Source organism: Nocardiopsis sp. LDBS1602 (genome assembly GCF_035818715.1).
GTDB classification, from domain to species: domain Bacteria; phylum Actinomycetota; class Actinomycetes; order Streptosporangiales; family Streptosporangiaceae; genus Nocardiopsis; species Nocardiopsis alba.
Window position 1 is genome coordinate 166859 of record NZ_JAYLVW010000010.1, and the last position, 15508, is coordinate 182366.

12 protein-coding genes are annotated in these 15508 nt (G+C 69.7%); 2 read left to right on the forward strand and 10 right to left on the reverse strand.

The window, feature by feature from the left end; all coding sequences use genetic code 11:
* Positions 1-3 precede the first annotated feature (3 nt).
* From U9J66_RS23080 to U9J66_RS23115, 8 genes are all read right to left on the reverse strand, one after another.
* The gene (locus U9J66_RS23080) at positions 4-2685 is read right to left on the reverse strand and encodes a lantibiotic dehydratase (protein ID WP_326338711.1); all 2682 of its coding nucleotides are present in this window, start codon (positions 2683-2685) and stop codon (positions 4-6) included.
* Positions 2682-3572: an ABC transporter permease gene (locus U9J66_RS23085; protein WP_014912034.1), complete on the reverse strand. Its 891-nt coding sequence runs from the start codon at positions 3570-3572 to the stop codon at positions 2682-2684. The genes U9J66_RS23080 and U9J66_RS23085 overlap by 4 nt, the downstream gene beginning before the upstream one ends.
* The gene (locus U9J66_RS23090) at positions 3569-4486 is read right to left on the reverse strand and encodes an ABC transporter ATP-binding protein (protein ID WP_017533063.1); all 918 of its coding nucleotides are present in this window, start codon (positions 4484-4486) and stop codon (positions 3569-3571) included. The genes U9J66_RS23085 and U9J66_RS23090 overlap by 4 nt, the downstream gene beginning before the upstream one ends.
* A gap of 88 nt (positions 4487-4574) precedes the next feature.
* Positions 4575-4757 carry a thiazolylpeptide-type bacteriocin gene (locus tag U9J66_RS23095; RefSeq protein ID WP_017533064.1) on the reverse strand — a complete coding sequence of 61 codons (183 nt, stop codon included), beginning with the start codon at positions 4755-4757 and terminating at the stop codon, positions 4575-4577.
* 159 nt (positions 4758-4916) lie between these two features.
* Positions 4917-5099 (reverse strand): thiazolylpeptide-type bacteriocin, encoded by a 183-nt coding sequence (locus U9J66_RS23100; protein ID WP_017533065.1) that lies wholly within the window; start codon positions 5097-5099, stop codon positions 4917-4919.
* A 208-nt stretch (positions 5100-5307) separates the two neighbouring features.
* A complete protein-coding gene (locus U9J66_RS23105; RefSeq protein ID WP_326338712.1) occupies positions 5308-6324 on the reverse strand; it encodes a hypothetical protein in 1017 nt (338 codons plus the stop codon).
* A 152-nt stretch (positions 6325-6476) separates the two neighbouring features.
* A complete protein-coding gene (locus U9J66_RS23110) occupies positions 6477-7175 on the reverse strand; it encodes a DedA family protein (protein WP_017533068.1) in 699 nt (232 codons plus the stop codon).
* 111 nt (positions 7176-7286) lie between these two features.
* Positions 7287-8123 (reverse strand): aldo/keto reductase, encoded by an 837-nt coding sequence (locus U9J66_RS23115; RefSeq protein ID WP_042284380.1) that lies wholly within the window; start codon positions 8121-8123, stop codon positions 7287-7289.
* Positions 8124-8271: 148 nt separating this feature from the next.
* Here U9J66_RS23115 and U9J66_RS23120 point away from each other — a divergent pair, with 148 nt between their 5' ends.
* A complete protein-coding gene (locus U9J66_RS23120) occupies positions 8272-8874 on the forward strand; it encodes a suppressor of fused domain protein (RefSeq protein WP_326338713.1) in 603 nt (200 codons plus the stop codon).
* Between the two features lie 50 nt (positions 8875-8924).
* Here U9J66_RS23120 and U9J66_RS23125 read toward each other — a convergent pair whose 3' ends face one another.
* Positions 8925-9440, reverse strand: coding sequence for a hypothetical protein (locus U9J66_RS23125; protein WP_161110816.1), 516 nt, complete (start codon positions 9438-9440; stop codon positions 8925-8927).
* A gap of 82 nt (positions 9441-9522) precedes the next feature.
* Between U9J66_RS23125 and U9J66_RS23130 the strand changes: the two genes are divergently transcribed.
* Positions 9523-10182 (forward strand): TetR/AcrR family transcriptional regulator C-terminal domain-containing protein, encoded by a 660-nt coding sequence (locus U9J66_RS23130; protein ID WP_326338714.1) that lies wholly within the window; start codon positions 9523-9525, stop codon positions 10180-10182.
* A 302-nt stretch (positions 10183-10484) separates the two neighbouring features.
* Here the strand turns inward: U9J66_RS23130 and U9J66_RS23135 are convergent, their stop codons facing one another.
* Complete coding sequence (locus U9J66_RS23135; protein ID WP_326338716.1) at positions 10485-15497, reverse strand: DNA repair ATPase; 5013 nt, start codon at positions 15495-15497, stop codon at positions 10485-10487.
* Positions 15498-15508: the final 11 nt, after the last annotated feature.

Consider the following 15508-nt stretch of genomic DNA (forward strand, 5'->3'; position numbering starts at 1 on the left):
GGGTCAGCCTCGCTTCGCCTGGGGGTTCTCTGGGGGACGCACGGTTCCGGGGGCGCCGGGGACCGTGGAGAGTTCGAGGAAGACCTCGGCCGCGTGCCGACCATCGGGGCTGTCGACCCCCGAGGTGGCCGGGTGCGGGGACAGTTCCTCCGCCATCAGGGTCGGGCCCAGATGGGCCAGCCGTTTGGCGGCGGTCGTGGTGTGCAGCCGGCTCAGGAAGTCCACGTGCTGCGGTTTGGGGGCCATGGCCCGCTCCAGCGGACCGAGCCTGGACCCCTGGAGGGGCCGGACGAACACCTCGTCGGGCAGCCCCCGACGCAGACGTTCGACGTTCACCCGCCGGTACAGTCCGGCCGGTGACTCGCCGTCGCGGGCGGTGAACATCGACGTGTCCAGGCCCCAACGGCGACGGAAGAGGGTGAGCGAACCGAAATCGATCCTCGGCGCCTCACCCGTCCCGTTCCGCTCGGTCCATCGTTCGTGCAGGTCGATGCTGAGATCGCCGAAGGAGAAGAACGGGGAGTCCGCCACCATCGCCACGAGCATCTCGTCGTAGGGCAGCGCGTGGGGGACCAGGAAACCGGTGTAGACCGGGTCGATCCCGGACCCGTCGGACCGGACGAGACGGAGCCCGTTCGGTGTGTGGACCAGGGCGAGGTCGCGGGTGGCCGGACCGGGGGACAGGGTCGGCTCGTCGCGCAGCGCCACCTCCTCCCCGGCCAGGGCCGGGGACAGGTTGGCGTTGAAGCCCAGGGCCGACCGCATGTGCACGGTGTCGGAGTCCTCCGGCCCGAGCCGGCCCACGTGCTCGGCGACCCGGGCGCGGACCTCTTCCGGCAGGTGCCCGAGGAAACGGCTGAAGTAGCGTGCCCGACCGCCGTAGACGTGGTTGATCACCAGACGGTCGTCGTGCTCCGTCCGCTCCGAGGTCAGGGCCTGGCCGAACACCGCGAAGGAACGGCGGGCGAGGAACTCGCGTTCGGGCAGCAGCGACGCCACCTCGTCCACCGTCGCCGGGTCGACCTCCATCCGCTCCGCGTCGGAACGTCCCAGCCCCACCAGATGGTCGACCGCGCGAGCCCGCGCGGCCAGCACCCGCCGCAGACCCTCGTCCGCGTCGGCCAGGGCGGCGGGGTCGCCGCCCATGAGCCGTTGGGTGAGGGGGAAGGCGGCCCGGGCGTGCTGGGCGAAGGCGTCCAGGTCGGAGCAGCGTCCGCCCCGCCCGTAGTGGGCCACGAACACCTGCTCGAGGGCGCCGGAGAGCACGCGCTGATCGTCCAAGGCGAACAGCAACGGCATCAGTCGTTCCAGGTCGGCCGACCACCGTCGCGTCACGGGGCGCTCCACCGGAACACCTCGCGATACCAGACAGTCCTCCACCACCGGCGAGGTCGCCGAGCCCTCGACACCCACCGCCGACGACCACACCGTCTGGAGCCGACGCACACCACGGGCGCGTTCGGCCCCGTCGGCCTCGGCGAAACCGGACAGGACCTCTTCGGTGGCGTCGAAGGCGGAGGCCACCCGTTCGGCCGTCGCGCCCGGCAGGCTCCGGGCCAGTTCGTGCCAGCGGCGCCCGTACCCGGGCGACTGCTCGGGCGCGGGTGCCCAGGGCACCAGGACCCCGACGTCGACCAGCCGCTCCAACACGGACGGCACCTGCTCCGGGGCGTACCCGAGGTCGGCGGTGACGGCCTCGCACAGCAGGTCCCAGCGCACCGGCGTGGCCGCCCTCTTCTCCAGGGCCTCGACGAACCGTCCCCGGGCCCCGGTCAACGGGAGTCGGACCTCCTCCTCGCCGAACGCCTCGGCGCGCAGCCCGGAGGAGGGCGGTGTCCAGCGACGACGGCGCACCACGAGCAGAGGGCCGCCCTCGGCGTCGGTGATCCGTCGGGCACCACCGGTCAGCACCCACTCCAGCCCGGGGCGGGCCTCGGGGTCGGCGGCCAGCGCGCGACCGGCCTGGCGGATCAGCAGTCGTCGCAGATCCGCGTGGGGAGAGGGGGAGAGGGGGCCGCCCGCGAGACCGGGGGAGGAGGGCTCCTCCAGATCGTCGAAGTGCACGGCCGTGTACAGCGAGTACGGGCTGACCTTCAGCGTGGAGCGCGAGAAGTACCGCACCAGCGACGCCTCGGCCTTGCGCATCCGCTTGTCCGGATCGGCGTCGGTGGCGGCCCGCGCCGCCACCGCCCGATGCAGATCGGCGCTGGACAGCGCGGTCGAACGGTCCACGTACGGATGACGGGACCACTCCGCCAGGACGGCGCGCTCGGCGCTCAGGGCGGCCTCGTGACCGTCGTCCATACGTGCGGCCGCGGCCTCGGATCGTCGCCGACTCTCCGTCCACTCCGCCAGGCCGGGCACCTCGGCGGTGACCGGATGCCCGTACAGGGTCGGACGCGGTGGGCGACGGTTGAACACCGCGCGTTTGGCAGCCAAGGCCTCGCGTCGATGGCCCTCCCGACCCGGGCCGCCCTCGTCCAGAGTGGGAGCGGCCCGGTGCAGTGCCTCCAACAGGTCCTCGCGAAGCCGCTCGCGCGCGTGTTCCTCCTCGACGAGGGAACGCGCCAGAGCGCCGTCCTCCCGGGCCCCCTCGTCGGACGCGCGCAACCACCGATGGGGGTACAGGTTCACTCGGGAGACCAGGTAGGGGCCCTCCACCAGGGTGAACGAAGGCGTGCTCAACCCTTGGCCTCCGTGCCCTCGTCCTCCCGCTCGGAGGTCTCCGCCCGGCGCTTGGCCGAACCGAAACCGCGCGGCTCACGTTCGGAGGCCCACCGGAACCAGCGCAGCGCGACCACCGTGCCCACCAGCGACCAGGCCGACAGCAGCCAGACCGACGGCCAGTCCCAGACGGGACCCGCCTCGGAGAGCGAACCCTGGATCAGCACGGTGAGCGGACGGCCGGGCAGCAGGTCGACCACGGCGCTCACCGCGTCGCCCAAGGGCAGGATGACGAACCCTCCGGCCAGGAAGGCGGCGGGGAAGAAGATGCCGTTCACCATGGGCACCGCCGCGTCGGCGTTGGGCGGCAGCAGGGAGACGGCCGCCCCCAACGGAGCCATGCACACGAAGCCGAGCATCAACGCGACCAGTAGTTGCGGGATACGCGCCGGGTCGATGGTCACACCCATACCGAGCAGACCGATGGCGGTGACCACTCCCAGCACGATCACGGCGGTGAGCAGCGTGTTCACCAGATAGGCGCCCATCACCGTCGCCGGACTCACCGGGGTGGTGCGGAAACGCTTGAACAGACCGTGGTGGCGTCGGATCGCCAACCCGATGGCGACGTTGGCGAAGGCCACCGACATCAGGGCGAACCCCAGAATGCCGCCGAAGCTCAGATTGGCCTGGGTGATCTCGTGCTCGCCCACCAGCCGGATCTCGTCGGCCTGGGAACGGAACGCCAACCCGAAGCCCACGTAGAACATCACCGGCATCGCCACGATGAACGCCAAGGTGATGGGGGAGCGCCAGAACTCCTTCAGCTCCCCGTCCACGTGCAACAGGAAACTGCTCGGACGTCGCGTGCGGGGCGAGCGGCGGGCCCCGGCCTCGGTGGTGCTCATTCGGACCTCTCCGTCTCGGGTCGCCGGTTCTCCAACATCGCCACGTAGGCGTCGTCCAGACTGGGCGGAACGATCGTCAGACCGCTGATGCGCGTCCCCTCGTCCCGGGCCCAGGTCTGCACGCGTTCGACCACGGCGTCCTGGTCGTCGGTCTGGATGCGCGCGCGACCGTTGACCAGCGCGGCCCCCTCGGGCAGGCGTCCATCGACCCCCTCGGGAACGGCGAACTCCACCACGGTGAAGGCCGACGAGTCCCGGACCAGCTCGTCCGGGGTGCCCGAGGCGATGAACTCCCCGTCGCGGATCACGTCCACGCGGTCGGCCAGTTCCTGTACCTCGGCCAGGTCGTGCGAGGTCAACACGACCGTGGTGCCGCTCTCCCGGAGACCGGCGACCAGCGCGCGGATCCGACGTCGGGAGACGGGGTCGAGCCCGGTGGTGGGCTCGTCGAGGAAGAGGAGTTCGGGGCGGCCGGTCAGGGCCAACGCCAGGTCGAGACGGCGGCGCTGACCATCGGAGAGGGAGCGGACCAGAGCGCTCCTCTTCTCGGTGAGCTCCACCTGGGCGAGCGCCTCGTCGACGTCGAGAGGGTCCGGGTAATAGGAGGCGTGCCGGCGCACGATGTCGCGGACCGACAGGCCCGGCTCCAACATGGTCTGCTGGAGCACGACGCTCATCCTGGTGCGGAGCTCGGCGAAGTCGCGCCGGTTACCGGGATCGAGGCCGAGTACCTCGACGGTGCCCGAGGTACGACCGCGGTGCCCCTCGAGGATCTCGATCAGCGTCGTCTTGCCCGCCCCGTTGGGGCCGAGCAGCGCCGCGATCCGTCCGGCGGGTACCCGGTAGGAGATGCCGTGGAGCACCTCTCCCTTCCCATAGTCCTTGGTGATGTCCGTGGCGTTGATCGCGTACACGTGCGGCCCTCGTCCTGCTTCTTCTGGGGGCGTGGGGGACGGTGAGAGGGGGCGACCCCGACGGAAGCGGGGTCGCCCTTGGAGAAGGTCAGCCGCACGATCCCGACGAGCAGCAGCTGCTGGAGCCGCAGCACGAGGTGGAGGTGCAGGAGCTGGAGCCACTGGTGGCGCCGGTCTCCGGGACGGCGACCGCCTCGCGGACGCTCATCACCTCCATGTCGTCGAAGTCGAGCTCGGGCAGGTCGATAACAGCGGTTTCCTTGGTGGCCATCGGGCACCTTCTTCTGGACGGGGGAAGGGGATGTGGGCGCGATACAACCGGTGCGCCCATGGAGAATTCACGCTTTCCCGTGAGAGAGCGCGAATTCCGTCTGGGGTTGTGTGGGGATGGTGAAACGGGGTACGGAGGTTGGTCCGTGTCGTGTGCGGGTCAGCCGCAGGAGCCACCGGAGCAGCAGCTGCTGGAGCCGCAGCACGAGGTGGAGGTGCAGGAGCTGGAGCCACTGGTGGCGCCGGTCTCCGGGACGGCGACCGCCTCGCGGACGCTCATCACCTCCATGTCGTCGAAGTCGAGCTCGGGCAGGTCGATCGCGGGTGCCGTCGAATGGGGCATCAGGACCTCTTTGTCGGTATCTGCCAATCGGATCCCCCGGGAGAGAAAGAAAGTAACATGTAAGTTCGCAGGTCGATAGAGGTTGTATTGATCCTTTTCTGGAACGTGGCCTTCGGTTCTTCTACGTGTTACCGAGGGAACTACGAGAAACAAAAGTGGGCTCTGGTCCCATAAGAGACCAGAGCCCGTTCTATTCGACATTCCGTGATCAGCAGGCTCCACGACCCGCGGTCGTGTCGCACACCCCCTGGCCATCGGTCCAGGTCAGGGAGTCACGCGCGTTTCCGCCGAACGGCCGTGTCACGCTCACGTGCGTTCCGTGACCGGAATCCTCGGCCAACCAGACGCGCACTTCCTCGCCGCCGGCCCTGAACACGTAGAACGGATGCGGCACGGGAGAGCGTCCGCTTCCCGGATTGGTCCACCAGGTCGCCCCTTGGGCCTTGGAGACGTCCACGAACAGGCAGTCGTACGAGGTCCCGCCGAAGGCGCAGGTGCGGGGCTCGGCCCCGCCATAGCGGTTCACCGACGGGTCCGAGGTGATCCCGGTGTTCATCGCGCGCCAGTACATCGTGTCGCAGTCTCCGCCGCGGCAGGCGTTCCAGTCCGCCCACGCCCGGGCGCGGGCGTCGGGGGCGGCGGCCCCGCCTTCGAGGGCGGCGCAGTACTTGTTCACGATGTAGGGCACCACGAAGTCGGAGACCCACACCGAGTCGATGGCCTCGCCGGCGGTGTTGTTCGTGCCCAGGCCGGCCGAGTCCATCTGCCACAGGCCCACGCCGGGGTTGAAGAACAGCCCGTCGCGTCCGGCGGGATCGTAGAGGCCGGACTGGTTGTCGTAACGGGACAGGGTCATCGGCGAGGGCGGAAGCGGGGAACTCGCCGACACCTCCGGCCAGACCGGGGCCAGGGCCAGGGCGGTGGCCGATTCGGAGGTGATGGAGCAGGAGGCGTCGGCGGCGGCCCGTTCCGCCGCGCTCCTGGCGGCGGCCAGGGGCTCGGCCCCGAAACTCAACGGGCCGGGAGGGATGGCGGTGGCGGCCAGCTTGTCGTTCAAGGCCTGACGGTCGGCGGCCTCACGCTCGGCGGGGGTGTCGGCCGGAGTGGGCACGAAATCGGGGGTGTCGGCCAAGGCGGTCTGCGGCGCGTAGAGCAGCGCGGCCGCGGCCAGGGCGGTGAGTGTGGTCAGAGCGCGTCGCAGGCGTCGCGGTCGGGGGGTCTTCACGGATCCACCTCTTGAGCGGGTTCGAGGGGAGAAGGAACACCGACCGGAGCACTGTCGGCGGTTTTCTTCATGGGCGTGTGACTCGGAGGAAAGTTACAACCGTTCCCCGAAGCCCGACAAGACCCCTCGCCGCGGCGCCCCGGACTCTCACCTCAAGGACAGGAGAATGTGTCCTCCTCCTCGTCGGGACGGGCCTCTCCGCCCTTGCCGCCCTCTCTTCGCGCGCGCCGACGCTCCCTGACCCGGGCCACCACGAACCAGACGCACGCCACCGCGACCGCCCCCAGGACCACCTTGGATCCGATCCCGACGTACCCCTCCACCAGGTGCCACCGCTCGCCCAAGTGGTAGCCGAGCAGGATGAAGAGCGTGTTCCACAGGGTGCTGCCCAGAGCGGTGAGGAACAGGAAGAGGGGCGGGTTCATCCGCTCGATCCCGGCCGGGATCGAGATGAAACTACGGAACACCGGCACCATCCGCCCCAGGAACACGGCCTTGGTGCCGTGCCGCAGGAACCAGGCCTCGGTCCGGTCGATGTCGGAGACCTTCACCAGAGGCACCCGCCCGGCGAGCGCGCGAAAACGCTCCCGACCCAGCCAGGCCCCCAACCCGTAGAGGATCACGGCGCCTGTCAACGACCCGATCGTGGCCCAGACGATCACCTCGACCAGCCCCAGCTCCCCGCGGGACGCGGTGAACCCCGCCAAGGGGAGGATCGCCTCACTGGGGATCGGCGGAAAGAGGTTCTCCAGAGCCAGAGCCAGCGCCACTCCGGGGCCGCCCAACGGCTCGATCAGGCCGACCACCCACCCCACGACGCCCCCCGCCGCGGTCGGATCACTGCTGCTCACTCGGTATCTCCCGTTCGGTCCCCTCTCCTGCCGTCGAGGAGAGGGGGAACACACTACGGAGGGTGATGCAAGGTCCTCGTAAAGACCGACATCGCCGTGTCGTCCGAGGGATCAGAGGATCTCCAACGGCACCTTCCCGGTGGGAGCGGGGAAGCGCTCGTCGAGGGCCCTCAGATCGTCCGAGGTCAGACGCAGGTCCAGAGCCGCCCGGTTGGCCTCGACGTGCTCGACCCTGCTCGCCTTCGGAATGGCGCACAGGTTCCGGTCCGTCAGGATCCAGGCCAGGGCCACCTGAGCGGGCGAGGCCCCGTGCTCCTCGGCGATCCGGCCCAGCACCTCGTCGCCCAGAAGGCGCCCCTGCTCGATGGGGGAGTAGGCCATCACCGGGATCCCGTGCTCACGGCACCAGGGGAGCAGGTCGAACTCCGGCCCCCGACGCGTGAGGTTGTACAGGATCTGGTCGGTGGCGCATTCCTCGCCGCCGGGGACCGAACGCAGCTCGCGCATGTCGTCGGTGTCCAGGTTGCTCACCCCGAACGCCCCGATCTTCCCCGCGTCCCGCAGCTCGGCGAAGGCCTCCAGGGTCTCCTCCAACGGGTGCCCGCCACGCCAGTGCAGCAGGTACAGGTCCAGGTGGTCGGTGCCCAGGCGACGCAGGCTCCGCTCACAGGCGGCCACGGTGCCCGACCGGTCGGCGTTGTGCGGTAGTACCTTGCTGACCAGGAACACCTCGTCCCGGCGTCCACGGATCGCCTCGCCGACCACCTCCTCCGAGCCGCCGGAGCCGTACATCTCGGCCGTGTCGATCAGCCCCAGACCCAGGTCCAGCCCGTGCCGCAACGCCGCCACCTCGTCCGCCCGCGCCGAGGCCGTCTCGCCCATGCCCCAGGTCCCCTGACCCAGGACCGGCAGTGGTCGCTCGCCGGACGGAGTGTTCAGATCTCGCATGGTCCTCTTCCCGTTCGTCTCTCAGGGCCCGCGTGGTCTCTCTCACCCCGAGGGCATGATCGAAACACACACGTCGGTCGGGGTGCCCCCGGGGCACTCGTATCCTCTGGGGTGCGACGTCGTACATCGAGCAGGAGAGCGACACACGATGCTGGAGATCCTTCCCGGACTCACCCGGATCTACGAGGGATGGGCGGAGAAGTACCCGGACGTGCGTCCGTTGACCGTCCAGTTCGCCGCCGACGGCTCCACGGAGGGCCTGAACGGGGTGCTCGCCTACCCCCTGGAGGGACACTGGCTCCTCGTCACCTTCGGCCTCACCGAACTGGGCGAGAAGACCAGCGAGGAGAAGCGCGTCTCCGGAGCCGGGTTCGAGTTCACCTGCCGTATCCCGCGCGAGGACGGCGACGAGACCGTGCCCGCGTGGATCCTCCGCGTCCTGCACGCGCTCGCCTCGCAGTTCCTCGCCGGTACCGCCCTGGACGTCGGCCACTGGATCGTCACCCCCGCCCCGCTGGGCGGCGAGCCCGCCAACGGCGACATGACCTCGCTCGCGATCGTGCCCGACGTCGACATCCGTGTCATGGACACCGACAACGGCCTGGTGCTGTTCTTCCAGGTCGTGGGGCTCAAGGCCGAAGAGGGCGAATACGCTCAGAAGGCCGACACCGTCGCCCCGATCGTCGCCCTCCTGCGCGACCGCGACCCGAAGATGATCACGGACCCGAATCGCGAGACCATCCGTCTCTGACGAGGTTCGCCCGAGAGTGGCCGGAAGGTCGCTCCGAGTACGACCGCCCGTCACCCGGGGGCGTGAGCGGGGCGCCTCCTCGCCCAGGTCGTCCGGTAGGCGAGGAGGAAACCCAGCAGGACCACCAGAAGGACGAGGGCACCGCCGTCTGTGATCAGGGTGGGTAGTAGACCGGCCGGGCCGTACAGGTCGGCCGAGGCACGGAAGACCTCAGGCGGGATCATCACCACTCCGGCGGCCTGTCCCGCGTTGATCGCGAGGGCCCACCAGTAGACCCAGGGGCGCCCCCACAAGGCGAACATGCCCAGGGCGTTTCCGACGATGAACACGCAGCCGACGGCGCGGAACCCCGTGAGGAAACCGGGAACGCTCTCGGCGGCCTCCGCCGGACCCAGACCGGCCAGCTCCATGGTGTGGCGCAGCATCGCGGCATCGACGATGACGAAGTTCTGAAGGGTCGTGCCGATGGTGAAGACGAGAGAGCAGACGAAGACGAGTATCTGGAGTCGACGCGTCCAGACCGTGTCGTTCGAGGAACCTCGCCTCGGTAAGGAAGAGGTGTTCACCCTGTCCTCCACTTGTTCTCTATCACTGATAGGGAAACGCTACCAACGATAGGTCTCTCTGTCACTGCTAATGTCCGGTCCCATGGAACCCGGCTCGACCCAGCAGCGGCATCGTCATGCCCTGGACCGCCCCCGGATCACTCGTGCGGCCGTGGAACTGCTGGACGAAGTGGGTCTGGCCGGGCTGAGTACGCGCAGGCTCGCGGCCAGACTCGGTGTCCGATCGCCCACGCTGTACTGGCACGTCAAGAACAAGGAGGAGCTGCTCGACCTGGTGGCCGAGGCCATCTGCGCCGACGCGATCCATATCGACGAGGGCCTTCCCTGGCCCGACCAGCTCATCAGTGGCCTGCGCCAGTTCAGAACCTTGTTGCTCGCACACCGTGACTCGGCCGCTCTATTGCGAGAGCGCCCGCCCACGGGTCCCCACCGGCTCGGTCACATCGAGACGACGCTGGGCATCCTTCTCCGGGCGGGATTCGACGAGGAGGAGGCGGTGGCGATATCCCAGCTGCTCACCGCCCACGTACTCTCCTCGGTGGAGGGGTTCACTTCCAGGAACCCTCCGAAGGGCGAGGCTCCCGGGCGCACAGGTCCTTCGGCCGAGAGCCTGGAGAGCCACCCCTACCTCAGGCGCAGTCTTCCGGCCTTCGGCCGGGTCGACGCCGCGCAGGTCTTCGAAGAGGGGGCGGAGATCATCATCGACGGGCTGATCCAGCGGATCGAGCGTCGATCCCCCTGAGGTCGGGGAGCCTCCCGTGCCGGAGCCCATCGAACATGAGGGCGTCCCTGTGGAACCGAGCCGTTCCGGGGGAGGCGATCGTGTTCCCCATATCGTAGAGGCTTGCGGCCGGTCCGGGCCCCTGCTCCGTTCACGTTCGGAGCGGCCCGCGCAGCACAGGGCACCTTCTTCTCGACGCCTTCCGACACCGACGCCGGATCCTTCCCGAGGGCGACCGGTAGGAGGGGACCCTTACGGACGGAGACGAGCCGTGGCACACGAAGGGCCGCCGTGGGGGTCACGGCGGCCCTCGGGGTGGGTGATCAGCGTCGGTCGTGGTCGAGGGCGGCGCCGATCTCGCCGACACGGTCGGCCAGCAGGCCCATCGCGCCGATGGCGCGGGTCATCGGGTCGTCCTCGGCGCCGCCCAGCGCACGGCCCCGACGGAAGCCCTCCTTGACCTCGGTCCAGCGTCGTTCCTGCTCGGGGGTCATCACCCCGCGCAGCTCGGCCAGCTTCAACAGGTTGGCCTCCGCGCCCGACGTGAGGGTCTGGGCCTCGCCCACGTAGTGGTCGTCGATCGCGGCCTCCACCTCGGCGTCGTTCATGACCGGCACGATCTTCTCCGCGAGCCGGTTCATGTTCCGGTACGACCCCTGGAGTCGGAACGGCGGTTCGGTGCGCGAGTCCTCGGACTGGGCGGCCGAGGCGATGTAGGCCTGGTTGTTGGCCAGCACGACCTCCTGCACCCGCAGCATCTTCCGCAGCACCGACACGATCCGGTCGACCTCGGCGGCCGAGTACGGATGCTTCAACCGGTCGGTGCCGACCGAGTCGTCGCCCTGGGCCATGCGCACGAACGTGTACACGTCCTCACGGTCACGCGTCGACAGCGGGGCCAGGGTCGGGTTGGAGGTGAGCGCGTTCTCGATGTAGCTGAGCGCGAACAGTTCCTCCTTGCCGGACAGCACGTCGCCCAGGTTGTACACGTCGGCGCGGTTGGCCAACATGTCCGGGATCCGGAAGCGCTTGCCCTGTTCGGTGTAGGGGTTACCGGCCATGCACACCGCGAACCGTTTGCCGCGCAGGTCGTAGGTGCGGGTACGGCCCTCCCAGACGCCCTCCATCCGCCGTTGGCCGTCGCAGAGGGAGATGAACTTCTGCAACAGCTCGGGATCGGTGTGCTGGATGTCGTCCAGGTACAGCATCGTGTTCGAGCCCATCTCCAACGCGAAGGAGATCTTCTCGACCTCCTGGCGGGAGGTGGCGTCCGGTGCCTCGGCCGGGTCCAACGAGGTGACCCCGTGCCCGAGGGCGGGCCCGTTCACCTTGACGAACACCAGGCCCAGGCGGCTCGCCACATACTCCATGAGCGTGGTCTTGCCGTAGCCGGGCGGGGAGATGAGCAGCAGGAGCCCGCTCTGGTCGGTGCGCTTGTCGTCGCCGGCCGCCCCCAGCTGTTTGGCGAGGTTGTTGCCGATCAGCGGCAGGTACGACTCGTCGAGCAGACGGTTGCGGACGAAGCCGCTCATCACCTTCGGTCGGTACTCGTCCAACCGGAGACGTTCGCGTTCGGCGGCCACCAGTTCGTTGCGTCGCCGCTGGAAGTCCCGGTAGGCGGGCACGTCCAGGGTCCGGAACCGTCGGGTGCGCGGCAGGATCTCGTCCAGCCGGACCGTGAGGGACCGTTCGGTGACGCGGGGGTGGGAGCCGAGCAGCCCCGCGACCCGCTCCTCCACGGCGGCGGACGACTCGTAGCGGTCCACGGAGGCCAGCTCGAGGGCGACGGCCTCGGGCAGGTCGCCCTCGGCGATCGGTTCCTCCAACGTGGTGCCGTAGGCCTCCAACCACGCCGTCACCAACTGGTGACGGGCGGACACGTCGTCGCCCAACCTCCGCAGGTCCTCCTCGAAGGCCTTGCGGGTGGTCTCCCTGGTGCTGCCGAGGGCACGGTGGAAGCGGTCCAGCAGGGTGCGGGCACCCGCGCCGGAGACGAACCCCCGCTCGTTGGGGCCGTCCAGTGCCAGCTCCTCGAACAGGTACTCGCCCACCAGGTCGAGGTCGGTGTCCTGGTACAGCCCGGTCTCGACGAGGAAGGAGTCCACACTCCCGGCGAGTTCGGCGCGCAACGCCTCGATCGCCGACGACCGTCGGGCCCCGAACACGCTCCGGGCCCGCGCCAACGAGCCGGCCCGGGTCCGCCAGGCGCGCTGACGCTCCTTGTCGGCGCCGAACGCCCAGAACATCTGGGCGACCGCGCGCACCCCTCCCGGGTAGCGCAACAGTCCGGCGCCGGCGCGCAGACGGAGCAGCGCGGCCAGGATCCGGGCGGCGTCCTGGTCGTGCACGCCCCGTTCGTAGCCCTCGTCGTAGCGGCTCTCGGCGACCCCGCGGACCAGAGAGGCCAGGGAGTCGCCGTTCTCGGGGTGCAGGACGGCCTCGTTCAGGGCCTCCAGGGTCGGCGTGCCCTCGCCGTCCTCGGCCCTCGCCAGGATCGACGTGGCCAGGTACTCGGACCGGTACACGTCGGGGCTCTCGGAGACCAGCAGCCGGTCCCACAGCCGTTCGGTCTCCTGGAAGGCCTCATCGGTGACGGGCGACCGGAAGTCGGTGCCGGTGATGGCCACCGACATACGCCCGTCGTGCGGGGTGAGGGTGAGGTCGATCGGCTGGGTGTTGACCGCGAAGCGGTGGCGGCCCAACCGGATCGTCTCGCCGCCGACGCCGCCCTCGAACAGGTCGGCGCGGTCCTGGAGGGCCCGTCCCGCCTCCTGTCGGGCGGCGAGGATCCGCCCCTCCAGCTCCTCGGCGCGCACGGTGTCGCCGAGTTCGCGCATCTCCTCGACGGTGCGGCGCAGCCGCGTCACCATCGCGTCCGAGGCGAAATAGGTGTTGATGTCCTCCAGGGTGGTCAGCGTGGCGACCCGCCGGTGCACCCCCTCCAGGACCCGGGCGGCGGAGGAGGCCAGGCGGTCGGCCCTGCGGGACCGTTCGTCCACCAGGGCCTGTTTGCGGGTGGAGAACGCCTCGTAGACGTCCTCGCGCTTGTCGGCCAGCTCTTGGAGGAAGTCGTCGAACTCCGCGAAGCGCGACTCCAGGTTCTCCAGTTGCAGCATGATCCGGCCGAGCTGCTCGTCGCAGCCGTCCGGGGTGTCCGCGGCGGCGATCGCCCCGGTGACGGCCTGACCGAGCAGGGCGAACTCGGCGGCGAACTCGGCCCGCCCCTCCAGGGCGAGCAGCTCCTTGCGCCGGGAGTCCAGGGTGGCGCGGGCGCGGTTGACCCCGCCCATCACCTCGCTGATCCGCTCCAGGATGCGGGTGCGCACCTGGGCGTCGCCGATGTCCAGGGAACCGATCACCTCGGTGACGACCTGGAGCCCTTCGGTCTGTTCGGCGATGCGCTCGCCGACGGCGGTGGCGGCGCTGACCGCCTCCAGGGCCTCGGCCTCCTCGACCAGCCGCTCCACCTCGGAGTGGTAGCCGTCGAAGGCGTCCTCCTGTTCGAGGAAGGACACCGTGCGCCGGCCGGTGGAGGCGATCTCCTCGTCGAGACGCCCTTCGAGCGCGTCGATCCGGTCGGTGTCCACGTAGCGTGTCTCGCGCAGCGTGGCGGTCCGCCCCTGGGCCCGGCGCAGCTCGGTCAGCCGGGTCACCCATCCCTCCGCCGACCGGGGGGTCTCCCCTCGGGACCGGCGGATCAGCGAGGTGACCTTCTCCTCGGTCTCGGCGAGGGTCTCGGCGGCCTGACGGGTCAGGGCCTGGACGGTCTCGAACTCCTCCAGCACCCGCTCGGCGGTGCCGCGCACCTCGGTGAGCGGGGAGGCGAGGTCGCCGAGCTCGTCGTCGCCCAGCCAGTGGAACCGGTCCAGGACCCGGCGGCAGGAGGCGATGAGGGCGGCGAACACCTCGCTGGAGGGGGTCATGTCCTCGGCGATCCGGGCCACCGACAGACACTCGGAGACACCCTGGACCAGTTCGGCGTTGCCGATCCGCTCCAGTGGTCCGGTGCCCACGGGTTGGGCCGCCGCGTAGACGTCGGAGACGAACGGGGTCCGCCAGACCTGCATCGGGTGGACCCGTGTGGGTTCGCCCGAGTTGTCGCGGAAGACCGTCATGGTCCCGTCGTCGAACAGCGAGTAGCCGTGACAGACGATCGGGTTGGCGACCTCCTTGCGGATGGTGTTGTACGGCAGCAGCAGACTGCGGCCGTCCGCCCGCGAGTGGAAGACGTACAGCACGTCCTCGCCGTTGGGCGAGCGCACGACCCGCTCGAACTCCAGGTCGGTGACGTCGGTGTCGAAGGTGCGCGCCACCCCGGTGGACAGGTAGTAGCCGCCGGGGAAGATGAGCCCCTGGTCGTCGGGCAGACGCTGACAGGACTGGCCGATGCCGTCGAGACGCTCGACCCCCTTGGTCCGTGTGTTGAAGACCAGGTAGCGCCACGTGGACTCGTTGTAGGGCAGGATCCGCAGCAGGATGAGCGGGCCGACCTCGGCGTGGAACACCGCCGCGTCGGCCAGACTCTGGAGCGGCTCGTCGACGGGCTCGCTGTAGATGCCCTCGCCGACCTCGGTGTTGTTCTCGATCTTGATGGTCAGGTCGCCGCCGACCGTCTCGACGAACAACTCGTCGTGGATCGAGATGTGCGGGTGCCGCCCCTGCACGTGGTCCTCGCGGGTGGCCTCCACCCACTCGAACTCGTGCGAGGGCGGGAACACGTGGTCGCGTTCGCCCCGGTCGTCGAGGTAGGCGATCTTCCCGGTGGGGGAGACCGACCACCGCAGCACCCGGACGTCCTCCGTGCTCGGCCCGGTCTGGAAGACGGCGAGCAGACGCTCCTCCACCCGCCTCAACTGGAGCAGGCGGGCGTCGCGGTAGTAGCGGTAGAGCCGCTCGAACTCCTGCCGGAAACGCTCGTCGGAGAGCAGTCCGGAGACGGCGTCCTCGGGTGCGTCGACGAACGAGAAGGAATCGCCGTCGTGTTCGTATCGGTGCAGCGAGAACACGTCGGAGACGTGCGTGGTGCTCTGCATCCCGATGTAGACGTTGTAGCCGAACAGGAACACGGCCCCGTCGGTACCGTCCCCCACGCTCACCAGGTCGCGGGGTGCACAGTTGTGCTCGGTACGGATGCGTTCGGTGCCGAGCAGGGAGAGCTCGGTGCCGCCGAACACCTCCAGACGGCGGTCGTTGAGCTCCTCGGTCCGCCGGGCCAGCTCGCCGGTCTGTTCACGGAGCCGGGCGCGGAGCACCTCGTAGGTGCCCGCGTCCAGCGTCCGCGCGTCCTCGGCTTCGGGCCCGGGGCCTTCGGTCTCCTGGGACTGGGCCTCGGTCACGGAGGACTACC